Consider the following 23,028-nt stretch of genomic DNA (forward strand, 5'->3'; position numbering starts at 1 on the left):
CGGCTTAAACACTTTTTCACGCTCTGCCGGAATGCTGTCTTCAGACTGACCCGGGATAAGACAGATGAGTCTTGCAGACAAACTTGCAAAAGAACGACGCGCCAGATTGGCGGCAGAGCGATTGCTTGACCTCAAGCAGGCAGAATTGTCTGCCGCAAATCGCAAACTGGGCCGTCACGCCATGGCACTGACACGGCAAATAGGCGAAACGCAGGCCGAAGTGGCAACCGTTCGGGATGAAAACGAAAAGGTCAAATCCGACCTGACAGTTGCAAACGCCAAGATCGAAGTCGCTGAGCGTCGATTGTGGCATTCGATTCAGACCATACAGGACGGGTTTGCCTTTTTTGACGGCGATAGCCGGTTGATTGGCGCCAACACCGCATATCTGAGCGTGTTCGAGGGGTTGGAGGAGGTCGCGCCTGGTATTTCCTATACTCGAATGCTTGAGCTTATGACGCGTGAGGGCATTGTTGATATCGGTTCGGAACCAGTTGAGGAATGGCAGGCCAGAATGCTAGCGCGCTGGGCGCGGACAAACCCGCCACCCATCGTTATTCAACTGTGGAACGGTCAATACATCAAGTTGATCGATCAGCGCGGGCAGGGCGGCGATGTAGTGAGCCTTGCCCTGAACATCACATCTTCGGTCCGGCATGAGGCCGAGTTGAACGCCGCGCGCGAACGGGCTGAGGCAGCCAACCGGGCAAAGTCAGCTTTTCTGGCCAACATGAGCCACGAAATCCGGACACCGATGAACGGGATCGTCGGGATGACAGAGTTGCTGACCGAAACACCTCTGGGTGAGGAGCAGCGCCTCTATGTCAACACGATCCGAAACTCGGGTGAGGCATTGCTGGTCATTATCAATGATGTTCTTGATTACTCCAAGATCGAAGCGGACAAGCTGACCCTGCATCCCGAACAGTTTGATCTGGAGCGTTGTATTCTTGAAGTGGCGATGTTGCTTCAGCCCAGCGTTCGGGACAAAGGGCTGACGCTGCTGGTCGATTACGATCTGTTTCTGCCCACTTTGTTTGTCGGCGATCCGGGCAGGGTTCGACAGATACTGACCAATCTGGTGGGCAATGCGGTCAAGTTTACCTCGCACGGGCATGTCCTGATCCGTGTGACCGGTGTTCCCAACGCTGAGGCGCAGACCTGCGACATTCACATCGCGATCGAAGATACCGGGATCGGCATTGAGGCAGAAAAGATCAGCCACATTTTTGGCGAGTTCAATCAGGTAGAAAATGAAAAGAACCGCGAATTCGAAGGCACCGGACTTGGGCTGGCCATCACCAAACGCCTGATCACGATGATGGGCGGAACGGTCTGGGTTGAAAGTGATTTGGGTGAGGGATCATGTTTTGGCTTCCGGGTAACCCTGCCCACAGCCGAGGGACCTCAACCCGCACCGCCTGATCTGGCGGATCGTTTGAAACATGTCCTGGTGGTCGAAGATCTTGCCGCCAATCGGGCCATCCTCAGCAAGCAGCTGCGCAGGCTGGGGTCCCGGGTGACGGTTTGTGAAACCGGGGCTGAGGCGCTATCGCGTGTGGATGACACGGTCGACCTGCTTTTGTGCGACCATGATCTGCCAGACATGGATGGGCTGGAGCTTGCTGCAACCCTAAGCGATCGTGGCTGGGTCGACCTTCCTATCGTTGTGATGTCAGCCAATCCGGGCATGATACACGCCGATCCTGCGCATCGCCTGATTGAAAGTGTGTTGCAAAAGCCCATTCCCCGGGCCGAGCTTTACACGCGCCTGATGGCTCTTGGGACATCGACATTTGAACCGACTGAACTCAGCATTCTAGAAACAGAGGTGACTTTGTCACCGCGCAGTTCAGAAGGGCAGAGAATGATGCGTGTGCTCGCGGCTGAGGACAATCGAACCAATCAGTTGATCCTCAAAAAGATGACCAAGAATCTGAACATCGACCTGCAATTCGTATCTAACGGGCTGGAAGCCATTGATGCTTTCGGTGATTTTGACCCCGATCTGATTTTCATGGACATCTCGATGCCTGGAATGGATGGAAAGCAAGCGACAGGTGAAATTCGACGACAAGAGATTGGGACGGGGCGGCACGTTCCTATCGTTGCGCTAACGGCTCATGCGATGGCCGGCGATGATCAGGGCATTCTTGCTGCAGGTCTTGATCACTACCTTACCAAACCGCTGCATAAGAAGCTGATCTGTGACATGATCTCCAGCCATTGCCCGGCAGACGCCAGGCCCGTCCTTGTCGATCCTGTGAGGGATGAATAGGTTCACTGAATGAGTGATGATCGAAGTTTCCGCCCCCGTGCATTAGGTGAGATTGCAATACGTTGCGCCGACATGGGCGCGATGGTGAAATTCTACGAGCATGTGATCGGACTCGAGCGTCTGAGCGGAGATCACAACAGCGCCATCACCTTCTTTCGAATTGCCGAAGGGTTCGGTGGGCATACCCAGGTACTGGCCCTCTTTCACCATACTGCAGCACCGCGACCGGGGTTGCATCCCACCGGAGCGGATCGACCTGTGACCGGAGGTGCATCTGCTCTGCATCACATCGCATTGTCGCTGCCGTTTCATGAGCAGGATGCGGTGATGCGCTGGTATGACGAAATCGCGCAGCCTTATCGCGTAGAGGAATTCGGCTGGATCGGTTGGCGGGGAATATTTACCGAAGATCCAGAAGGCAACACAGTCGAACTGGTTGCCTATGACCCGTCGATGCTGGATCAGGCCTGATAAGGGCGCACAAAGACCGGTTTGTCTTCTTGTGACAACTCAGGGCGATATTCATAGCCTCCGGAATCGAAATCCAGCAAGCCGTTGGTATCGGTCAAACGGTGCTGAATGACATAGCGCGCCATCGCTCCGCGTGCTTTCTTGGCAAAGAAACTGACGATCTTGGGTGTGCCGCCTTTGTCTTCCATGAATACAGGTGTGATGACCCTCAATTTCAGCGCTTTGGGGTCTACTGCACCGAAATATTCCTGGCTGGCGCAGTTCACCAATACATCTGATCCGATCTCTGCGCCTTGCGTGTTCAGCGCTTTGCTTAGCTGATCGCGCCAGTACTCATACAGGTTCTTACCGCGCCGGGTTTTCAGCTTACTGCCCATTTCCAGTCGATACGCCTGAATCGCATCCAGCGGGCGCAGCACGCCATAAAGCCCGGACAGAATGCGCAGATGATCTTGCGCCCACGCCATTTCATCAGCATCCAGCGAAGCAGCCTCCAAACCCTGATAGGTGTCACCGGCAAACGCCAGTGCAGCGGGTCTTGTGATACTTGCTTCGGGGGTATCCGAAAACGCGCGATACCTGTCGCGATTCAGGCGGGCCAGATCGTCGCTCAGATCCATCAGCTTTTTCAGGTCACCGAGGGTCAGGTTACGAGCTGTTTTTGACAGGCGAATGGCATCATCCTGAAAGGCGGGTTGCGTCGCCTCGACTTCACGTTCAGCCCAGTCCAGCCGCTTGGCCGGGGAAATCACTACCAGCATATCCGCCCTCGTTCTCGCGTGTTCGGAATGTATCTAGCTTGCCATCTGCAGCACGTCCAGAAACGCCGCGCCAAAACGTTCTGCGCGGCGTTCGCCCAACAGCTGCTCCAAAGCGCGGGCGTCGCCGCTGCGCATTTGCGCAACCTTGGCCAACTGCGAAGCGGAACAGGTTAATGGCTTGTCGATCCCGTCCGGACCCCGCGACAATTGCGATTGCACTTCAAGCAACCGATCATAGATCTCCCCCTGATCGCGTCCAGCCAGCCTGCGCCGCGCTGGATGAACGGCTTCGATCGCTCCTGCGACCACCTCAAGGAACGTATCTCCGTAGCGCTCCAGCTTTTTTGCTCCAACACCACCAATCCGGGCCATGTCGTCCAGCGTCGCGGGGCGTTTTTCAGCCATTTCTATCAGTGTGCGGTCGGGAAAAATGACATAGGCCGGGACCCGTGCGGATTCCGCTAGTGCGCGCCGTTTGGCCTTGAGCGCGGATAGCAGCGGTGCGTCTTCTTCGGAAACCATCATCTTGACGGCAGGGCGGCGTTCGGCTTTGCGGAGCGTGTCCTTGCGCAGGCTGATCTGTGCCTCGCCTTTCAGGATCGGTTTGGCCGCTTCGGTCATGCGCAGCGCGCCGTGGCGCTCTGGATCAGGACGCACCAGATCATGTCCCATCATCTGCCGGAATATTGCCTGCCATTGCGGGCGCGACCATTCCTTGCCGATCCCATAGGTCGAAAGCTCATCATGGCGCCGCGCGCGGATTTTGTCCGTTTCATTGGCCAGCAGGATGTCGATCAAATGGCCCGAGCCAAACCACTCCTCGGTTCGCAAAATCGCGGACAAGGCCATACGAACCGGGGTGGTGCCGTCAAACACCTCGGGTGGGCTGTCGCATAGATCGCATTTACCGCAGGGCGCAGCCTGTTCGCCAAAATATCCCAGCAAGGTCTGGCGGCGGCATACCAGCGCTTCGGCCAATCCCAGCAAGGCGTTCAGCCGCGCATGATCTGCCATACGTCGTTCCGGCGGGGCCAACCCTTCGTCGATTTGCGAGCGGCGAAGGCGGATATCGTCGGGCCCAAACAGCGTCAGGGTCTCGGCAGGTCCGCCATCGCGGCCCGCGCGACCGATTTCCTGATAGTAGGCCTCAATGGATTTCGGCAGATCAGCATGGGCGACCCAACGGATGTCCGGTTTGTCGATACCCATCCCAAAGGCCACCGTCGCAACGACGATCAGACCATCTTCGCGCGCGAAACGGGTTTCGACGATGCGGCGATCTTCAGCCTTCATCCCACCATGGTAATGGCAGGCGGAATGCCCCTCGGCGCGCAAGGCCTGTGCCAGCACCTCGGTTTTGTTGCGGGTGCCGCAATAGACAATGCCCGACTGGCCTTTACGAGCTTCGGCGAAGTCGAGGATTTGCTTGCGAGGGCCATCCTTGGAGGAAAAAGCCAGGTGAATATTGGGGCGATCAAACCCGCGCAGGAATTTGTTGGGCGGAGCGCCGTCGAACAGCTTTTCGACGATCTCATCCTGCGTTTCGGCATCAGCCGTTGCCGTGAAAGCCGCCAGAGGCACGTTCAGCGCGCGGCGCAGCTCTCCGATCCGCAGGTAATCAGGGCGGAAATCATGGCCCCATTGGCTGACGCAATGCGCCTCGTCCACGGCGATGAGGTTCACGTTGATCCGACGCAGCATCCCTAGCGCGGACCCGGCCGCGAGGCGTTCCGGCGCCATGTAAAGCAGTTTCAGCCGCCCGGCCTCCAACGCGTCCCATACGGCATCGGTTTCTTCCGGCGTGTTGCCCGAGGTCAGCGCTCCGGCCTCGACCCCGGCCTCTTGCAACCCGCGCACCTGATCGCGCATCAGGGCGATCAGTGGTGAGATCACCACCGTCACACCATCCCGCATCAGGGCAGGCAGTTGATAACACAGGGATTTGCCGCCACCCGTGGGCATGATCGCCAACACATTTTCGCCGGCGGTCACGGCATCGACGATCTCTTCCTGCCCGGGGCGGAAGTCGTCGAATCCAAAGACATCTCGCAGCATAGGTGCGGCGTCGAACATGCGCGGGGTGGCCCTGTTTTAAGGTTTATCTGCTCTTAAGACAGAACCATCACATACTAAGAATCTGTGAACAAGAGGTCAGTAGAAATAGACCGCATTGTTTATGAGAATGATCCGCAACGCATAGACACCAATAAGCACTACTAAGGGTGTCAGATCCAACCCACCCATATTGGGCAGAATTCGGCGGATTGGCCCGTAAACGGGCTCCAGAATACGGTTCAGGCCGTACCATATCTGCGCTACCAGCTGTTGGTGCAGGTTGAGCACCTGAAAGTTGATCAGCCAGCTCATGATCACATGGGCAAGAATGATGAACCAGACAATGTTCAGGATCAGCAACAGTATTTGGATCAGCGACAGCATGGGAACTCCGTTTTCACATCTGATGAGAGGTAAGCGCACCCGCGACAAAGAGCAAGGCTGTCCCAACAGAACGCTTGCGAAATGATCCAAAGGCCCGTCTTATAAGAACAAAGACGTTGTGGGGCAGTGATGGCAGAAATATCCAAGCGCAAGCGCATTTGGGGCTGGTGGTTTTTCGACTGGGCCAGTCAGCCATACCACACGCTGTTGGTGACTTTCGTATTCGGTCCTTATTTCGCCGGGGTCGCGGCAGAGTATTATCTGACGGCTGGTCTGGACGGCGATGCCGCTGATGCACGGGCGCAGACGGTTTGGGCCAATTGCATGACCATCATCGGTCTGATCATCGCTTTCGGCGCCCCGTTGATGGGGGCCATGGCCGATGTATCGGGGCGGCGTATTCCTTGGATATTCGCTTTTTCGGTCATGTATGCAGTGGGGTCGGCGGCGCTGTGGTACACAATGCCCGACGGCTCGAACATGTGGCTGATGCTTTCCGCATTCGGGGTGGGCTTTATTGGCGCGGAATATGCACTGATCTTCATCAACTCTCAGCTGCCCGATCTGGGGGATGACAACGAAGTGGGTGAGATTTCGGGATCGGGCTTTGCCTTCGGCTATTTCGGCGGCCTGATCTCACTGGCGATCATGCTGGCGCTTTTTGTCGAACAGGCCAATGGCAAGACATTGATCGGAATAGACCCGGTGTTTGGTCTCGACGCTTCTACGCAGCAGGGCACGCGTTTTGTAGGGCCCTTCACTGCTGGCTGGTTCATCCTGTTCATGGTGCCTTACTTCCTTTGGGTCCGGGATGATGCGCCAAAAGACCAAAGAGGCAGCGTGGGTGAGGCGCTAAGCATTTTGGCCAAATCCATCTCGAACCTGCGGCACCGGGTCAGTCTGGCCAGCTACCTGGGTTCATCCATGTTTTATCGGGATGCTCTGAACGGGCTTTATACTTTTGGTGGCGTCTATGCGCGGCTGGTTCTGGAGTGGGACCTGATTAAGATCGGGGTCTTTGGTATCGTCAGCGTTCTGGCGGCCGCTGCCTTTTCATGGGTCGGGGGGAAACTGGACAAGAAATACGGCCCTAAACCAGTGATTTTGGTGGCCATCTGGGTTCTGATCTTTGTTTGCACAACCATCGTCTCGATGGACCGGACCCAGATTTTCGGGATCGCTTTGCCCGAGGGATCCGGCCTGCCCGACATGGTTTTCTTTGGCTGCGGCGTTCTGATCGGCGGGATGGGCGGCATTCTGCAATCTGCCAGCCGTTCAATGATGGTGCGTCATACCGACCCCAAGGCCCCGGTCGAGAGCTTTGGGCTCTATGGTCTTTCGGGCCGTGCTACTGCCTTTGCCGCGCCGATGCTGATCGGGATTGCAACAACCGTGACCGGTAGCGCAAGACTGGGGGTGTCACCTATCGTTCTGTTGTTTATTCTGGGGCTATTCCTGATGCGCTGGGTAAGACCGGAAGGGGATCAGAGCAGATGATTTTACTACGATTTTTGGCAATACTGGCAACAATCGCTTTGGCAGGCACCGCAGGGGCGCAGCCCCTTGCTAAGCAACTGTTCGGGGCACAAAAGCAAAGTTCACAGCAGAAACCGGCCGCCTTCGGCAGTTATTCGCGCGGATGTGCTGCCGGATCGGTGCAACTGGCCGAGACCGGACCGACATGGCAGGCCATGCGCCTGTCGCGCAATCGCAATTGGGGGCACCCCGATGCGATCGACTATGTGCAGGACCTCAGCAAATTCGCAGCCAAACAACCGGGTTGGAACGGTCTCTATATCGGGGATATCAGCCAGCCGCGTGGCGGGCCGATGACATCCGGACACCGCAGCCATCAGCTGGGATTGGATATCGATATATGGATGCTTCCTGGGGACAACATGCGTCTCAGCCGCAAGGCACGCGAAAACATCTCATCGATCTCGTTGCGCCGCGCCAACGGGGCCTATGTGAACGGCAACTGGACCAAACAGCACCACGCCGTTTTGCGTGAGGCTGCCAAGGACAAGCGCGTAGCGCGCATCTTTGTCTTTCCAGGGGCCAAGGTTCAGATGTGCAACGATGAAAAGGGCAACCGGGCATATCTGCGCAAGATACGCCCCTGGTGGGGACATCATTATCATTTCCATGTTCGTTTGAAGTGTCCCCGAGGATCCAAGGGCTGTGTCAATCAGGACGCGCCACCCAAAGGAGATGGTTGTGCCGAGGCGCAGCAATGGGTGCGCAACATCCTGAACCCACCGCCACCGGACCCCAACGCTCCGGCGCCTAAGAAACGACGCGAATACGTTCTGGCCGATTTGCCGCAGCAATGTACATCGGTTCTGCAATCCAACTGATTGCAGCGCTGCTGCTGGCAGGTTCGGTTTGGGCGGTTGAAGTTAAAACAGCCACCCCTCTCGATAGCTATGTCTGGCGTCACAATGCCGATTGGTTTGGCGGTTTCTCCGCCATCCATATCTCTGACGATGGACGCCAAATGATCGCACTCAGCGACCGGGCAACCCTTGTGACCGCCCGAATTGAGCGTGATGAGGACCAGATCGCCGGGATCGAGATATTGGGCCACTGGCCTGTACTCTCGAGCAAGGGCCGTATCATGTTGGGCTGGGCCGGGGACTCCGAAGGGATTGCAATCGCTCCGGACGGGTCGTTTTACATTTCATTCGAGGGCGTCCACCGGGTTGCACACTATGCAGCGCCCGGTGCCCGGGCACGCGTACTGCCGCGACCCAAGGCTTTTGAAACACTTGATCGCAACGGGTCTTTCGAGGGGCTGGCGATTGATGACCGGAGCCGCCTTTACACCCTGACCGAAAAGAGCAGGACGGCTGAGGGAGATATTCCTGTTTACCGCTGGAACGGGCAGGCCTGGTCAACGCCGTTTGTCCTGCCTCAGCGAGGTGGGTTCCTGCCCGTGGCCGCCGATTTCGGTCCCGATGGGCGGTTCTACGTGTTGGAGCGTTCGGTCTCTTTGACCGGCTTTCGTTCGCGCCTGCGCCGCTGGCAGGTTGAGGAGGACATGCCCAAATCCGAAGAGATCCTGATCGAGACTGGCACTGGGACGCATGACAATCTTGAGGGATTGTCGATTTGGCGCGACCCTCAGGGGCGGTTGCGTGCCACGATGATTTCGGACGACAACTTTCTGGTTTTGCAGCGCACAGAGCTGGTTGAGTATCTGCTGCCGGACTGACTTGCCAAACACAATCCCAGAGTCTAAAAGCGCGGCTTGCCTTGGGATGAACCCTTGGCCAAGTCGCCGCTACCTTGTCAAAACGGGCATCTGAAAATGCAACGCGCTTATATACCCGGCATTATTGCCATGGCCGCCATTGTTGTGGCCTCGAACATTCTGGTTCAGTTTCTGCTGCTCGATGGTCTGTTGACCTGGGGCGCATTTACGTATCCGCTGGCCTTTCTGGTCAATGACATCATGAACCGCGTCTACGGCGTTGGCCCGGCCCGCAAGGTCGTGTTTGCCGGCTTTCTGACCGGTGTCGTCTGCTCGCTGATCGGTACACAGATCATGCTTCAGGGCGACGGCTTTACCTATGCTGCCGTACCATTGCGGGTCGCCGTTGCATCGGGAACGGCTTTCCTGATCGCTCAGTTGGCCGACATCACCGTATTCAATTCGCTGCGTGGCGGGCGTTGGTGGCGTGCACCGCTGGCATCGACGCTGGTCGGATCGGCGCTGGATACCACGCTGTTCTTTACCATCGCCTTCTCGGCTTCGGTCACAGTATTCGGCGCTGATGCGGATGCTGCGATTAGCTGGGCGTGGGAACCTGTTCCATTCATGCTGTCCGGCCCGATGGCGCCGCTTTGGGTGACACTGGCCTTTGCAGACTGGCTGGTGAAACTTTCGCTGGCTCTGATCGCGCTGATCCCGTTCAAGGTGATCGTTGCGCGGCTGACTGCGCAGGCTGCATAAAAAAGTGCTTTGAGAATGGCACAACTTGTGTCACGCTCATTGTTAACCGCAACAGATAGAAAAGGAGGTGATCCAGTGTCGAGAAAGAGATTGGAGAGAGGTGTCGGAACAACCGGGGGGAAAATCTGCTGAGGCAGCCCTTGGCGGAGCGCTCGCTCCGGCTGGTCGATTGATCTAACCGACCCCACCTCCTATGCTTTCGAAGGGCCGTTCCATTGGGGCGGCCCTTTTCGTTCCCGCAACCGGATCTTAATATTGCGCCATGTTACGCGTTTCAGACGATATCACCCTGCAGGACTGGGAAATGACCGAGAGCTTTGTACGCTCATCGGGCCCCGGCGGGCAGAACGTGAACAAGGTCTCGACCGCTGTTGAATTGCGGTTCGAGGCCGCGCGCTCACCCTCTCTGCCGGATCCGGTCAAAACGCGGCTCAAGCGGTTGGCCGGTCGGCGCTGGACCAAAGAGGGGGCGATTATCATCCAGTGTGAGGAAACCCGATCGCAGGCACGCAACCGTGAGATCGCCCGGACACGTCTGGCAGAATTGATCGCCCGCGCTCTGGTCAAGCCCAAGCGGCGGATTGCCACCAAACCCACCTATGGATCGGTCAAACGCCGGTTGGCAGCCAAAAAAGCACGATCGGATGTGAAGGCGATGCGTGGAAAAGTCTCTGAAGAATGAACTGGTATCTTTTTGCGGCATTGCTAGTCTGACCCACAACAGGGATCAGAGGGCAAGATCATGAGGTTAGAGGGAAAAACCGCAATCGTGACCGGTGGCGCCTCGGGGTTTGGTGCCGGGATTGTCGAGAAATTCCTGGTCGAGGGTGCCCGTGTGATGATCGCGGATATCAATGGTGAGGCGGCCGCTGAACTGGCACATCGGCTCGGGCCTCAGGCAGTCTCGCAGCAGGTCGATGTTGCAGATGGCGCGTCAGTACAGGACATGGCGGATGCTGCGCTTGCAGGGTTCGGGCATCTCGACATTCTGGTGAACAATGCCGGCGTCACACATCTGCCAACCCCGCTGGAAGACGTCAGCGAAGAGGATTTCGACCGCGTTTACAACGTGAACATGAAATCGGTGTACCTGACCGCGCGCGCCCTGATGCCACATATGAAGTCACGGGGGGTTGGCGCGGTTCTGAACGTTGCTTCAACCGCTGGATTGTCGCCGCGCCCAAATCTCAATTGGTACAATGCCTCCAAAGGCTGGATGATCACCGCCACCAAGACCATGGCTGTGGAACTTGCGCCCGCTGGCGTGCGCGTGAATGCAATCTGTCCTGTGGCGGGTGAGACCCCCTTGCTGAAATCATTCATGGGGCAAGACACGCCCGAAATTCGTGCCAAATTTCTGTCGACGATTCCATTGGGTCGATTCTCGACGCCAGAGGATATGGCCAACGCCGCTTGTTTCCTGTGTTCGGACGAGGCCAGCATGATTACCGGAGCCGCGCTGGAAGTGGATGGCGGGCGGTGCATCTGACCTCAAACTGTTTAGTGGAGGTGACGTGATGACCCCCGGACCCAGAAACCTGATTACCGATGTGCCCGGCTTGTTGGTCGGCAACGCTCAGGACGCGTCCCTGAAATCCGGGACAACTGTTCTGACCGCGGAAAAGCCATTTGCTGCGTCGGTCCATGTGATGGGTGGGGCACCGGGAACACGGGAAACCGATCTTCTGGCGCCAGATAAAACGGTGTCTCGCGTGGATGCGATTGCCTTGTCCGGTGGGTCAGCCTTTGGCCTCGACGCCTGTTCAGGTGTCTCGGATGCATTGCGGCGCCGAAAGCGTGGATTTCCTGTCGGCAACGCAATCGTGCCAATTGTTCCCGGCGCGATTTTGTTCGATCTGCTCAACGGTGGTGACAAGAATTGGAGGGACAACCCCTACCGTGCGCTCGGGCAGGCAGCATTTGAATGCGCTGCAGAGGATTTCGCCCTTGGAACCGTTGGGGCGGGAACTGGAGCATTGGCTGCCATGCACAAGGGTGGGCTTGGTTCTGCCTCGATGCGAATGGATAACGGCATCACAGTGGGTGCGCTGGTTGCAGCCAATCCGCTAGGCAGTGTCGCCACGCCGGGGGATCGCCATTTCTGGGCTGCGCCATTCGAGCTCGGTGACGAGTTCGGTGGGCTTGGCCCGGATCCGTCATCGGGGCTGGGGCGTCACCCGTTCAGCCGCAAGGCCGAAGCAATGCGCCCCGCCGCGCCAGAGCAAACCAATACAACAATTGCAATTGTGGCAACCGATGCTGCCCTCACCAAGCCGCAGTGCCATCGCCTATCGGTGGCTGCGCATGACGGGATCGCGCGGGCCATTGTCCCGGCACATACTCCGGGCGATGGGGATCTCGTGTTCGGGGTCAGCACGGGATCGCGCACTCTGGAAACCGATGCAGAACTTGGCCTTTTGGGTCATATCGCATCGCTGTGTCTGGCCCGGGCCATTGCAAGGGCAATCTATCTTGCGACGCCCGCAGAAGGGGACCTGCTGCCCTGTTGGTCGGAATTGCACGACATCGATTGACTTTGGCGTATATGCCGCAGCGACACTCTGCCATCGCGCGGCAATCTGCGCGTTGACTCTCCCCCGTGCCAGCGCTCCATTCAGGTCAGCCAATACGTATCGGAGCAAAGCTATGAATCGCATCCTCGCAACAGCACTTGTGGGCCTTTTGGCCGTACCCGCCTATGCCGAAGGCGATGCAGAGGCTGGCAAGAAAACCTTCAACAAATGCAAATCCTGCCACATGATCGCTGATCCTGACGGTGAGGTGATCGTCAAGGGCGGTAAAACCGGGCCGAACCTGTATGGTATCGCAGGACGCACCGCGGGTACCGTCGAGGGCTTCAAATACGGTGACAGCATCGTAGAAGCCGGGGAAAACGGACTGGTCTGGGATGAGGCAAACTTTGTCGAATATGCGCAGGATCCCAAAGCGTTCCTGAAAGACTACCTGGGCGAAACTTCTGCCAAGTCCAAAATGACCTTCAAGCTTAAGAAGGGTGCAGAGGACGTATACGCCTATATCGTCAGCGTTTCGGGCGAATAACGCCTGGTCCTAAGTCGTTTCTAAAGTTCTGAGAGGCCGCAGCACCTGCGGCCTTTCGTGCGCTTGATCATAAGCAGGATCAGCGCCACCTTGGAGATACGCGGATTGTGGTGCTACCCACGCCCGTACTTTGCAATGAAACGCCAAGCCGACCTGGCCACAGCCACACCCGCCATTGCCGCCCAAAAGCGGTCAGGCAGCAGGAGACGTTAAAATGGGAAGCATGATCCCGGCCTGGGTTGAGGGCGAATTGACGCCCGTGGACAAGCTGGAGGCGCATGAAAAGGGCCTCAAGCACAAGGCTGTGTCGGTGTTTGTCGTCAGAGGAACCGAGATTCTGATGCAACGCCGGGCGCTGGGCAAGTATCACACGCCCGGCTTGTGGGCGAATACCTGTTGTACGCATCCCGACTGGGATGAAAGCGCATCCATTTGTGCGGTGCGACGCCTGCGTGAAGAACTTGGTATCGCGGGGCTTTATCCCGAGTATCGTCACAGGCTGGAATATCATGCGGATGTTGGCAATGGCATGGTCGAGAACGAAGTTGTCGACGTGTTCCTTGCCCATTCGCGAGGTCCGCTGAAAATCGAGCCTAATCCAGACGAAGTCATGGATATTAGGTGGGTCGACTACCATGATCTTCTGGCCGAAGTCCAGCGCCACCCCGAGCGTTTCACGCCATGGCTCAAAATCTATCTGCACAATCACGCGGATACGATTTTTGGTCCTGATCTGATCATGTCAGCGCATTCCTGACGGTCAAAGTTAAACCCTGCCTTGCAAGGGACGCCCAAGCCGCCTAAATCAACGCGTCATGGCCAAGCAAAAGACAGACCCGAATTACAAGGTAATTGCCGAAAACCGGCGTGCGCGCTTCGATTACGCAATCGAAGACGATCTTGAGTGCGGCATTGTGCTGGAGGGATCCGAGGTCAAATCCCTGCGTGCGGGTGGTTCGAACATTGCTGACAGCTATGCATCGGTCGATGACGGTGAGCTGTGGCTGGTCAACAGCTATATCGCGCCCTACGAACAGGCGAAGGTTTTCAAACACGAAGAGCGTCGCCGCCGCAAACTGCTGGTTTCCCGCAAGCAGATGTCTGATCTTTGGAACGCGACACAACGCAAAGGTATGACGCTGGTGCCGCTGGTTCTGTATTTCAACCACAAAGGCCGGGCTAAGATTAAGATCGGCATCGCCAAGGGTAAGAAAACCCACGACAAACGCGAAACTCAGGCCAAACGTGACTGGTCACGCCAGAAACAGCGGCTGATGAAGGATCACAGCTGATCCTTCATCTTAAGTTCTAGAATGCCATTGCTGCCGAAACCGCGCGTTTCCAGCGGTCATATGCAGCATCGCGATCTTCAGCGGACAGTTCCGGTTCGAATTTCCGATCCAGCGCCCAGGTTTGTGCAAACCCCGCCTGATCCGGATAGACACCGGCACGCATTCCCGCCAGCCATGCTGCGCCCAGTGCAGTGGTTTCCTGCATAACCGGGCGATCTACGGGTGCTCCAAGGAAATCCGACAGACCCTGCATGGCCCAGTCAGATGCGCTTGCGCCCCCATCAACCCGTAACGTGACATCGGTATCTGCGCCCCAGTCGCCCTGCATCGCGTGCCACAGGTCGCGGGTTTGGAACGCGATGCTTTCCAGCGTGGCGCGGGCCAATTCGGCGCGGCCTGAGTTTCGTGTCAGGCCAAATACAGCGCCCCGGCAATCCGGTTGCCAATAAGGGGCACCAAGCCCGGTAAAGGCTGGAACCAGCACCACATGCTGGTTCGGATCAGCCTGCGCGGCCAATTCGCCGCTTTGCGGTGCTGTCTCGATGATCTGCAGCGCATCGCGCAACCACTGGACGGCAGCACCCGCGATAAAGATCGATCCTTCCAGCGCATAGGTGCGCTGACCATCCAGTTGATAGGCAATGGTGGTGAGCAGACGGTTCTTTGACTCCACCGGCTCGGTCCCGGTGTTCAACAGTGCAAAACAACCGGTGCCATAGGTGGATTTCATCATTCCAGGCTGGAAACATGCTTGGCCAATGGTGGCGGCTTGCTGATCTCCTGCAACGCCCAATATCGGCACTTCCCCTCCGAACAGGGTCGTGGTTCCGAAATCCGCAGCGCAATCCTTTACCTCTGGCAGCATCGCCATCGGAACGTCCAGCAGATCACAGATTTCTTCGCTCCAGACCCCTTTGTGGATATCAAACAAAAGGGTACGCGCCGCGTTTGTTGCATCGGTCGCGTGAACAAGGCCTTCGGTCAGGCGCCAGATCAGGAAACTGTCGATCGTGCCAAACAGCAATTCTCCGGCCGTGGCGCGATCTCGCGCACCCGGGACTGTGTCCAGCAGCCATTTAACCTTGGTCCCCGAGAAATACGGGTCCAGCAGAAGCCCTGTCTGTGCGGTCACATCATCTTCGCAACCCGCCTGACGAAAACGCTCGCAGATCTCGGCGGTTCGCCGGTCCTGCCAGACAATGGCGTTATGGATAGGTTGTCCGGTTGTCCGGTCCCAGACCACTGTGGTTTCCCGCTGGTTCGTGATCCCGATCCCGGCGATCTGCTGGGCGGTGACACCTGCGTCGGCCATAACTTCGCGGCAAACGGTCAGGACACTGTCCCAAATCTCTTCCGCATCATGTTCAACCCAGCCTTCCTGCGGGAAATGCTGTGTGAACTCACGCTGTGATGTCCCGACACGCTGCATCTGCGCGTCAAACAGAATCGCGCGCGAGGACGTCGTGCCCTGATCAATCGCCAGAATATAGGTCATGCCTGCTCTCCCCCGTTTGGTTTTGCGGGACTTTAGCGCAAACAGTTGCGGTCGTGCCAGAGCGGAAATCAGCTGTTGGGAACAGCGATATTGTCGATCAGACGCACACCGTCTGCCCATGCGGTGACAAAGAGACGGGCAGGGCGGTTGGCATGGGGCAAGGCCTCCAAGGTCTCGGCACAGCGCAGATCGATATACTCGACCTCGGTGAACCCGGCATCCAGTAACGCGGCCTCAGCTTCTTTGGCCAGTTCGGCAAAAGGTTCGCCCCGGGGCAGCCGTTCCGCAAGCTCACGCATGATGGTGTTCTTTCGGGCCGCAATCGTCAGACCCTCGGGCGACAGACGCAGATTGCGGGAGGACATCGCCAGACCCGAAGGCTCGCGAACAGTCGGGCAGCCAATCACGTCGATGGGAATGTCCAGATCCCGGGCCATGCGCCGTACGATCATCAGCTGCTGATAGTCTTTTTCCCCGAAATAGGCTCGATCAGCCTGCGTTTGCAGGAACAGCTTGGCCACGACGGTGGCGACCCCGTCGAAATGCCCGGGACGGAAGGTACCCTCCATCACATCCGTCAGACCTGCTACCGAAACGGTGGTGGCGAAACCTGTGGGATAGATCTCTTCAGGTTCCGGTACGTAGATCGCATCAACCCCATAGGGGGCCAGCTTCTCTGCATCTTCGTTTTCGGTACGCGGATACTTGGCCAGGTCTTCGGGGTTGTTGAACTGCTTGGGGTTTACAAAGATCGTGACGATCACCCGATCACAGTCTGCCTTGGCAGCCTCAACCAGCGAAAGGTGACCCTGATGCAGCGCCCCCATAGTTGGAACAACACCAATGGCCTCACCGTCGCGCTTCCAAGCATTGGTCAGAGTGCGCAGTTCTGCCAGTCGGCGCAGAATCGGCGCGGTCATGCCTTGGATCCTTTGGCCGGCGCCTGATCGGCAAATACATGTTCATCAGCAGGGAATGCGCGTGCGCGTACATCGGCTGCATATTCCGCGATTGCCGCCTCGGCCTGTGGGCCAAGATCAACATAGCGTTTGACGAATTTCGGTTTGAACGCAGTGAAAAAGCCCAGCATGTCGTCAACGACCAGAATCTGTCCGTCACACCCCGCGGATGCACCAATGCCGATGGTCGGGATCGCAATCTCGGCGGTGATACGGTCAGCCAACCCCTGCGGAACTTTCTCTAACACGACAGAAAATGCACCTGCTTCGGCCACTGCACGGGCGTCTGCCAGGACGGCCTCGGCCTGCTCATCCCTGCCCTGCACTTTGTAGCCGCCCAGCGTATTGATCGATTGTGGCGTCAGACCGATATGCGCCATCACAGGGATACCGCGCTTGACCAGAAAGCGAATGGTCTCGGCCATTTCAACCCCACCTTCCAGCTTGACCGCGCCTGCACCGGTTTCCGACATCAGCCGGGCTGCATTGCGGAAGGCCTGTGCCGGGTCGTGTTCGTAGCTGGCAAAGGGCATGTCGATGACCATCATCGCCTTTTCCAGACCGCGCGCGACAGCCTGGCCGTGCATGATCATCATCTCCATGGTCACGCCAAGGGTCGAGGTCAGACCGTGCAGCACCATACCAACACTGTCGCCGACCAGAACAAAGTCACAATGGTCGTCCATCAGCCGCGCCATAGGCGTGGTATAGGCGGTCAGGCTGACCAATGGTTCGCTGCCTTTGCGGGCGCGAATATCCTCGGCGTTCGGGGCTTTCTTGCGGGCGGTGGCGCTCATGCTCGCTCCTGCGGTGTTCATGTTGCAGCGCGGCATAGCAGATCGTGCAGGGGCAGAGAAACCCCGGTTGCGCGAACATTTCCTTGAATGACCCAAGGTTTAAAGGGACATTGTTTCCAGTAAGGCCCTTTTGATGCGTGGGCTGAACAAAATTTATGGGGAGAGATTTTTATGACTCAGCAGATGTTACGATCATTTGCATCGGCCTTGGCCGTTGGTGCCAGCCTGATTGCAACCCAGGGCTTGGCGAAATCGGATATCACCATCGCTATGCAGCTGGAGCCACCACACCTGGACCCGACCAGCGCCGCAGCACAAGCCATCGATTCGGTTGTCTACACCAATATCTTTGAGGGCCTGACCCGTTTCAAAGGCGATGGTTCAGTCGTTTCCGGACTCGCCGAAAGCTGGGAGATTTCTGATGACGGCAAGGAATATACGTTCAGGCTGCATGACGGGGTCACCTTCCATGACGGGTCTGTCATGGATGCCGAGGATGTCAAATTCAGCCTCGACCGGGCTTTGGGCGAAGACAGCGCCAATGCACAGAAAGCCCTGTTTGCTGGAATTGAAAGTGTCGAAATCGTTGACCCGCTGACAGTGAAAGTCACGTTGTCCGAGCCGAACGGCAATTTCCTGTTCAACATGGCCTGGGGTGATGCAGTTATCGTTTCGCCCGACAGTATTGACGACATCAAGACCAATCCGGTTGGAACTGGCGCTTTCACATTCGGCGAATGGGTGCAGGGGGACAGCATCACGCTGAACCGAAATCCGGATTATTGGGGCGATCAGCCGGCACTGGAAAGCGCGACATTCAAGTTCATCTCGGACCCGACCGCTGCCTTTGCCGCAATGATGGCCGAGGATATCGATGCGTTCGACAATTTCCCGGCACCTGAAAACCTTCCGCAATTCGAGGCCGACCCCCGGTTCCAGGTTCTGGTCGGATCGACCGAGGGTGAGACGATCCTGTCCACCAATAACAAGCAACCTCCTTTTGATGATATTCGGGTGCGTGAGGCGGTTGCCCATGCCATTGACCGGCAGGCCATCATCGATGGTGCCATGTTCGGATATGGCACGCCCATCGGCACACATTTCGCGCCACATAATCCGGCCTATGTCGATTTGACGGGAAACTCGGCTTACGATCCTGAAAAGGCCAAGGCATTGCTGGCCGAGGCAGGTTTTGCCGATGGATTTGAAACCACGCTGCATCTGCCTCCACCATCATATGCGCGGCGCGGGGGCGAAATCGTTGCAGCCCAATTGGCAGATGTCGGTATCAACGCCGAGATCATCAATGTTGAATGGGCGCAATGGTTGGAAAGTGTGTTCAAGGGCAAGGATTTTGGCCTGACCATCGTCAGCCACACTGAACCGATGGATATCGGCATCTACGCGCGGCCTGACTATTACTTCCAGTATGACAGCCTGGATTTCCAGACCGTGATGGACACGCTGAACTCGACAACGGACCCCGAAGAGCGAGCGAAACTGCTTGGTGAGGCGCAGCGCCTGATCGCTGAGGATTATGTCAACGGGTACCTGTTCCAGCTGGCCAAGCTGGGTGTGGCAAAAGCCGGTGTGCAGGGTTTGTGGAAAAACGCCCCCACAGCAGCGATTGATCTGACCGAAATCAGCTGGTCAGAGTAACAGACGAAACCGGGGTCACTCTGTGATCCCGGTCTTTGCTTTATCCGGCGCCGTCTATCAGCCAGTTGCTGCGAACCCAGCCCTTCAGGCGCGGCTGGCCATAATACACCCCTACCCATTTCCCATTCCGGGCGCAGGTGCGGACCTGATTGCCGTTGTGCAGCTCATCAATCTTGCGAAAATCTGATCCCGGTCCGGTACGCACCGCCAGAAAGCCGTCACCGTTGGGGTCGAGGCCAGATACAATGCTGCCTGCGCAACCAGCAGCTTGCCCGTCCTCGACTATCGAAAAATCTACATCCAGTTGCTGCGCGATCGCAGGACCTGCCAATAGGCACAAAATGCCGACCAATGTTGATGTCTTCATCGTAAATTCCTTTCTGAGATAATATTTTGAGTCTAATTCAGGGAATTTGCCCGAACAAGGATCGTGCGACCAAAGTTCGATCCCTCAATGTGGCGCTGGACCAGCAGGAAATCCCGGCCTAACGTGACGCTGATGCTTCGCTATGCGCTTAAACGTTTGATTTCCCTCATCGTCAGCCTTGCTGTCGCCTCAGTGGTTATCTTCGCCGTGATCGAGGTGGCACCGGGCGATCCGGCATCCTTTATGCTGGGCGTAAACGCGCAGCCCGAGACACTGGCGGCCCTCAGATCCGAACTGGGATTGGATGTCTCCCAGACCCAGAGGTACTTCAACTGGGTCGGGGGAATGCTGTCCGGGGATTTTGGGACATCATATACCTATCGCACGCCCGTCTCTCAGATGATTGCAGATCGTATGTGGGTGTCGTTGCCTTTGGCACTGTATGCGCTGACCTTGTCCACGCTGATCGCCTTTCCGGCTGGTATCTATGCCGCAGCGCGACGGGGCAGGCCCGGTGACCTGACGGTGATGGGGGCCACACAGCTAGGGATCGCGGTTCCGAATTTCTGGTTTGCCATGATGCTGGTTCTGATCTTTGCCATCAACCTGCGCTGGTTCAACGCCGGTGGCTTTGTCGGTTGGGACAAGGGGATATGGGCAGGCCTTCACTCGCTGACATTGCCCGCTATAGCGCTTGCCCTGCCGCAGGCGGCCATTTTGGCGCGGGTGATGCGTTCAGCCTTACTCGATATTCTGGGCGAGGATTTCATGCGTACAGCCAGGGCCAAGGGCCTGTCACGTCGGCAGGCATTGTGGCGGCATGGGGTTCGCAACGCGTTGATCCCGGTTCTGACCATCATCGGGCTGCAGTTTTCCTTTCTGTTGGCGGGATCGATCATCATCGAGCAGGTGTTCTATCTGCCCGGTTTGGGGCGATTGGTGTTCCAGGCAATCTCGGCCCGCGACCTGATCGTGGTTGAATCCGTGGTCATGTTGCTGGTTTTCGCAGTCATCATGGTGAATTTTCTGGTCGATTTGGCCTATGCGGCTGTTGATCCCCGGCTGAGGAACAGAACATGAGCCGCAATCTGATCCTTGGCGCGGCTCTATCGTCGCTGGTCCTGCTTGCAGCGTTGATCTCGTTTATCTGGACGCCCTATGACTATGCGGCGATGAATATCCCGGACAAGCTGCAGCCACCCAGCGCTCAGCACTGGTTCGGTACGGACCATTTCGGGCGCGATATGTTCTCTATGATCATGGTGGGCGCACGGACGTCGATTGCTGTTGCTCTGGTGGCTGTTGGTATTGGTATGGCGTTGGGTGTGCCGCTGGGGTTAACCGCTGCGGCGCGCAAAGGCTCGTGGCTGGATGAGTTGATCATGCGCGGCAATGATCTGGTCTTTGCCTTCCCATCGCTGGTTATCGCCATCCTGATCACGGCCGTATTCGGTGCTGGTGCGATCAACGCGATCATCGCCATCGGCATTTTCAACATACCTGTTTTTGCGCGGATCACGCGGGGAGCGGCCCTGTCCCTGTGGGAACGTGAATTTATCCTTGCCGCCCGCGTCGCCGGTAAGGGTGCGGCTCGTATATCTGCCGAACATATCCTGCCGAACGTGGCCAATTTGCTGATCGTTCAGGGGACCATTCAATTCTCGCTGGGAATTCTGGCCGAGGCGGGCCTTTCTTATGTTGGTTTGGGTGCGCAACCTCCGACGCCCAGCTGGGGTCGAATGCTGGCAGATGCGCAGACAATGGTCAGTTTTGCCCCGCATTTGGCTCTGATTCCGGGTGGAGCGATCATTGTGACCGTGCTGGGGTTGAACCTATTGGGTGACGGTTTACGCGACTTTCTGGATCCCCGCATCAGGGTGGCGCGCGCATGAGCTTGTTGCAGATCGAAAACCTGTCCCTATCGATTCACGAGGCTGAAATCCTAAATCAGGTTAGCCTGTCGATTGCCCCGGGTGAGATCGTGGCAGTGACGGGGGAAAGCGGGTCGGGCAAATCCATGACCGCATTGGCCGTCATGCAGTTACTGCCAGACGGAGCGGTGGGCAAAGGTTCCATTAAGCTCAATGGACAGGAACTGCTGGACCGCCCCGAGGTTGAGATGTGTGCCCTGCGCGGGGCTTCCATCGGGATGGTGTTTCAGGAACCGATGACCGCACTCAACCCGGTCAAGACAATCGGAGATCAGGTGATGGAAACCATCCTGATCCATAAGGCAATGCCTGCCGACAAGGCCCGAGAGCGCGCACAGGAGGTTCTGATCCGCGTGGGGCTGCCACCCGACAAGTTTCCAATGTCCCGGTACCCGCACGAGTTATCAGGGGGGCAACGCCAGCGGGTCGTGATTGCGATGGCTATTGCTTTGCGACCAAAACTACTGATTGCGGATGAACCGACCACAGCGCTGGATGTGACGACGCAGGCCCAAATTCTGGATCTGCTGAAAGGACTGGTCACGGAATACGATATGGGTCTGCTGATGATTACCCATGATCTGGCCGTTGTCTCGGACATGGCTGATCAGATCGTGGTAATGCGCCATGGCGAAGTTGTTGAAAGTGGTGCAACCGATCATTTGCTGCGCAACATGCAGCATCCGTACACCCGCATGCTGTTCGAGGCATCGGAGCATCAGGTTAACCTGCCTGAGTCTTATGAAACCAAACCCCTGCTTCAGGTGACTGGCGTTGTGCGCGACTACCGTCTGCCTCGAAAACAGTTGTTCCAGACCCCCGGTACGCACCGTGCTGTTGATCAGGTGAGTTTCGTGTTGAACCGAGGTGAACGCCTGGGACTTGTAGGAGAGTCTGGTTGCGGAAAATCGACCCTAACACGGGCCATTTTAGGGCTGGAAGAGATTCAGAGCGGACAAATCCTGTTAGATGACCAACCGGTATTCTCTGGCCACAAACCTAATCTCGCGGTCCGCAGAAAAATGCAGGTGGTGTTTCAGGATCCATTCGGCAGCTTCAATCCCCGGCATCGCGTTTCACGCCTGATAACCGAACCGTTTTATCTGCTGGATGATCCACCACACGGCTCGGATCGGCAGGATCGTATCGCCGAAATGCTCGGCGCTGTTGGTCTCAGCGCAGATGATGCGAACAAGTACATTCACGAATTCTCAGGTGGCCAGCGTCAGCGCATCGCAATCGCGCGCGCGCTGATTACCCGCCCTGAACTGATCCTGTTTGATGAAGCGGTCTCGGCGCTTGATGTGTCTGTGCGGGCTCAGATCCTGGATTTGCTGGCTGAGCTTTGCGAGGCCTATAACCTGACCTATCTCTTCATCAGCCATGATCTGAGTGTAGTCCGGACAATTACAGACCGTGTGATGGTGATGCAGGCGGGGAAGATCGTTGAACAGGGTGAAACCGAACAGGTTTTAACAGATCCGCAGCATTCCTACACTCGGAAGCTAATCGCGGCAGCGCCCAGATTGCCGGATTTTGGTCGAGGCGCAGCATGAAAACACCT

Annotated in this window: 23 protein-coding genes; 16 read left to right on the plus strand and 7 right to left on the minus strand. The window is 57.1% G+C overall.

Annotated elements, in window-relative coordinates:
* Positions 1-64: 64 nt before the first annotated feature.
* Positions 65-2,278 carry a response regulator gene (locus ACR0IO_RS16910; RefSeq protein WP_480742867.1) on the plus strand — a complete coding sequence of 738 codons (2,214 nt, stop codon included), beginning with the start codon at positions 65-67 and terminating at the stop codon, positions 2,276-2,278.
* 9 nt (positions 2,279-2,287) lie between these two features.
* Complete coding sequence (locus tag ACR0IO_RS16915) at positions 2,288-2,749, plus strand: VOC family protein (RefSeq protein ID WP_480742869.1); 462 nt, start codon at positions 2,288-2,290, stop codon at positions 2,747-2,749.
* On the opposite strand, the gene yaaA is transcribed toward ACR0IO_RS16915, so the two are convergent.
* The 3 genes from yaaA to ACR0IO_RS16930 form a co-directional block, all read right to left on the minus strand.
* Positions 2,740-3,510: a peroxide stress protein YaaA gene (gene yaaA, locus ACR0IO_RS16920; protein WP_480742872.1), complete on the minus strand. Its 771-nt coding sequence runs from the start codon at positions 3,508-3,510 to the stop codon at positions 2,740-2,742. The genes ACR0IO_RS16915 and yaaA overlap by 10 nt on opposite strands.
* A gap of 33 nt (positions 3,511-3,543) precedes the next feature.
* Entirely contained in the window at positions 3,544-5,583 is a 2,040-nt protein-coding gene (gene recQ / locus ACR0IO_RS16925; RefSeq protein ID WP_480742874.1) for a DNA helicase RecQ, read from the minus strand.
* Positions 5,584-5,661: 78 nt separating this feature from the next.
* Complete coding sequence (locus ACR0IO_RS16930) at positions 5,662-5,949, minus strand: YggT family protein (RefSeq protein WP_480742876.1); 288 nt, start codon at positions 5,947-5,949, stop codon at positions 5,662-5,664.
* 129 nt (positions 5,950-6,078) lie between these two features.
* Here ACR0IO_RS16930 and ACR0IO_RS16935 point away from each other — a divergent pair, with 129 nt between their 5' ends.
* The 10 genes from ACR0IO_RS16935 (at position 6,079) to smpB (ending at position 14,256) form a co-directional block, all read left to right on the plus strand.
* Complete coding sequence (locus tag ACR0IO_RS16935; RefSeq protein ID WP_170336274.1) at positions 6,079-7,446, plus strand: MFS transporter; 1,368 nt, start codon at positions 6,079-6,081, stop codon at positions 7,444-7,446.
* The gene (gene mepA / locus ACR0IO_RS16940; RefSeq protein WP_155146513.1) at positions 7,443-8,306 is read left to right on the plus strand and encodes a penicillin-insensitive murein endopeptidase; all 864 of its coding nucleotides are present in this window, start codon (positions 7,443-7,445) and stop codon (positions 8,304-8,306) included. Before ACR0IO_RS16935 ends, mepA begins: the two co-directional genes overlap by 4 nt.
* Positions 8,279-9,163 (plus strand): esterase-like activity of phytase family protein, encoded by an 885-nt coding sequence (locus ACR0IO_RS16945; RefSeq protein ID WP_480742881.1) that lies wholly within the window; start codon positions 8,279-8,281, stop codon positions 9,161-9,163. Before mepA ends, ACR0IO_RS16945 begins: the two co-directional genes overlap by 28 nt.
* A gap of 96 nt (positions 9,164-9,259) precedes the next feature.
* Positions 9,260-9,904, plus strand: a complete 645-nt coding sequence (locus tag ACR0IO_RS16950; protein ID WP_155146509.1) for a queuosine precursor transporter — start codon at positions 9,260-9,262, stop codon at positions 9,902-9,904.
* A 262-nt stretch (positions 9,905-10,166) separates the two neighbouring features.
* Positions 10,167-10,586, plus strand: a complete 420-nt coding sequence (gene arfB, locus ACR0IO_RS16955) for an alternative ribosome rescue aminoacyl-tRNA hydrolase ArfB (RefSeq protein WP_480742883.1) — start codon at positions 10,167-10,169, stop codon at positions 10,584-10,586.
* 60 nt (positions 10,587-10,646) lie between these two features.
* On the plus strand, positions 10,647-11,393 hold the full coding sequence (locus ACR0IO_RS16960) for an SDR family oxidoreductase (protein ID WP_480742885.1): 747 nt from the start codon (positions 10,647-10,649) through the stop codon (positions 11,391-11,393).
* Positions 11,394-11,421: 28 nt separating this feature from the next.
* Positions 11,422-12,438, plus strand: a complete 1,017-nt coding sequence (locus tag ACR0IO_RS16965; protein ID WP_480742887.1) for a P1 family peptidase — start codon at positions 11,422-11,424, stop codon at positions 12,436-12,438.
* Between the two features lie 112 nt (positions 12,439-12,550).
* Positions 12,551-12,964, plus strand: a complete 414-nt coding sequence (locus ACR0IO_RS16970) for a c-type cytochrome (RefSeq protein ID WP_155146501.1) — start codon at positions 12,551-12,553, stop codon at positions 12,962-12,964.
* 214 nt (positions 12,965-13,178) lie between these two features.
* Entirely contained in the window at positions 13,179-13,721 is a 543-nt protein-coding gene (gene idi, locus ACR0IO_RS16975; protein ID WP_480742889.1) for an isopentenyl-diphosphate Delta-isomerase, read from the plus strand.
* A gap of 58 nt (positions 13,722-13,779) precedes the next feature.
* Positions 13,780-14,256 (plus strand): SsrA-binding protein SmpB, encoded by a 477-nt coding sequence (gene smpB, locus ACR0IO_RS16980; RefSeq protein ID WP_155146499.1) that lies wholly within the window; start codon positions 13,780-13,782, stop codon positions 14,254-14,256.
* Between the two features lie 16 nt (positions 14,257-14,272).
* Here smpB and glpK read toward each other — a convergent pair whose 3' ends face one another.
* The 3 genes from glpK to panB all read right to left on the minus strand — a co-directional run bounded on the left by glpK (position 14,273) and on the right by panB (position 17,507).
* Positions 14,273-15,751, minus strand: a complete 1,479-nt coding sequence (gene glpK, locus ACR0IO_RS16985; RefSeq protein WP_480742893.1) for a glycerol kinase GlpK — start codon at positions 15,749-15,751, stop codon at positions 14,273-14,275.
* 68 nt (positions 15,752-15,819) lie between these two features.
* Entirely contained in the window at positions 15,820-16,671 is an 852-nt protein-coding gene (panC, locus tag ACR0IO_RS16990) for a pantoate--beta-alanine ligase (protein ID WP_480742895.1), read from the minus strand.
* Positions 16,668-17,507, minus strand: coding sequence for a 3-methyl-2-oxobutanoate hydroxymethyltransferase (panB, locus tag ACR0IO_RS16995; protein WP_480742899.1), 840 nt, complete (start codon positions 17,505-17,507; stop codon positions 16,668-16,670). The genes panC and panB overlap by 4 nt, the downstream gene beginning before the upstream one ends.
* 171 nt (positions 17,508-17,678) lie before the next feature.
* Here panB and ACR0IO_RS17000 point away from each other — a divergent pair, with 171 nt between their 5' ends.
* Positions 17,679-19,166, plus strand: coding sequence for an ABC transporter substrate-binding protein (locus ACR0IO_RS17000; RefSeq protein ID WP_480742901.1), 1,488 nt, complete (start codon positions 17,679-17,681; stop codon positions 19,164-19,166).
* A 40-nt stretch (positions 19,167-19,206) separates the two neighbouring features.
* On the opposite strand, the gene ACR0IO_RS17005 is transcribed toward ACR0IO_RS17000, so the two are convergent.
* The gene (locus tag ACR0IO_RS17005; RefSeq protein WP_480742903.1) at positions 19,207-19,533 is read right to left on the minus strand and encodes an SH3 domain-containing protein; all 327 of its coding nucleotides are present in this window, start codon (positions 19,531-19,533) and stop codon (positions 19,207-19,209) included.
* Positions 19,534-19,665: 132 nt separating this feature from the next.
* Between ACR0IO_RS17005 and ACR0IO_RS17010 the strand changes: the two genes are divergently transcribed.
* Genes ACR0IO_RS17010 through ACR0IO_RS17020 form a run of 3 tightly spaced genes read left to right on the plus strand, consistent with a single transcriptional unit; the run spans position 19,666 to position 23,020 of the window.
* Complete coding sequence (locus ACR0IO_RS17010) at positions 19,666-20,613, plus strand: ABC transporter permease (protein WP_170336501.1); 948 nt, start codon at positions 19,666-19,668, stop codon at positions 20,611-20,613.
* Positions 20,610-21,425, plus strand: a complete 816-nt coding sequence (locus tag ACR0IO_RS17015; RefSeq protein WP_155146493.1) for an ABC transporter permease — start codon at positions 20,610-20,612, stop codon at positions 21,423-21,425. Before ACR0IO_RS17010 ends, ACR0IO_RS17015 begins: the two co-directional genes overlap by 4 nt.
* A complete protein-coding gene (locus tag ACR0IO_RS17020) occupies positions 21,422-23,020 on the plus strand; it encodes an ABC transporter ATP-binding protein (RefSeq protein ID WP_480742908.1) in 1,599 nt (532 codons plus the stop codon). Before ACR0IO_RS17015 ends, ACR0IO_RS17020 begins: the two co-directional genes overlap by 4 nt.
* Positions 23,021-23,028: the final 8 nt, after the last annotated feature.

The sequence above is a fragment of the Ruegeria sp. CE12 genome (assembly GCF_056537525.1).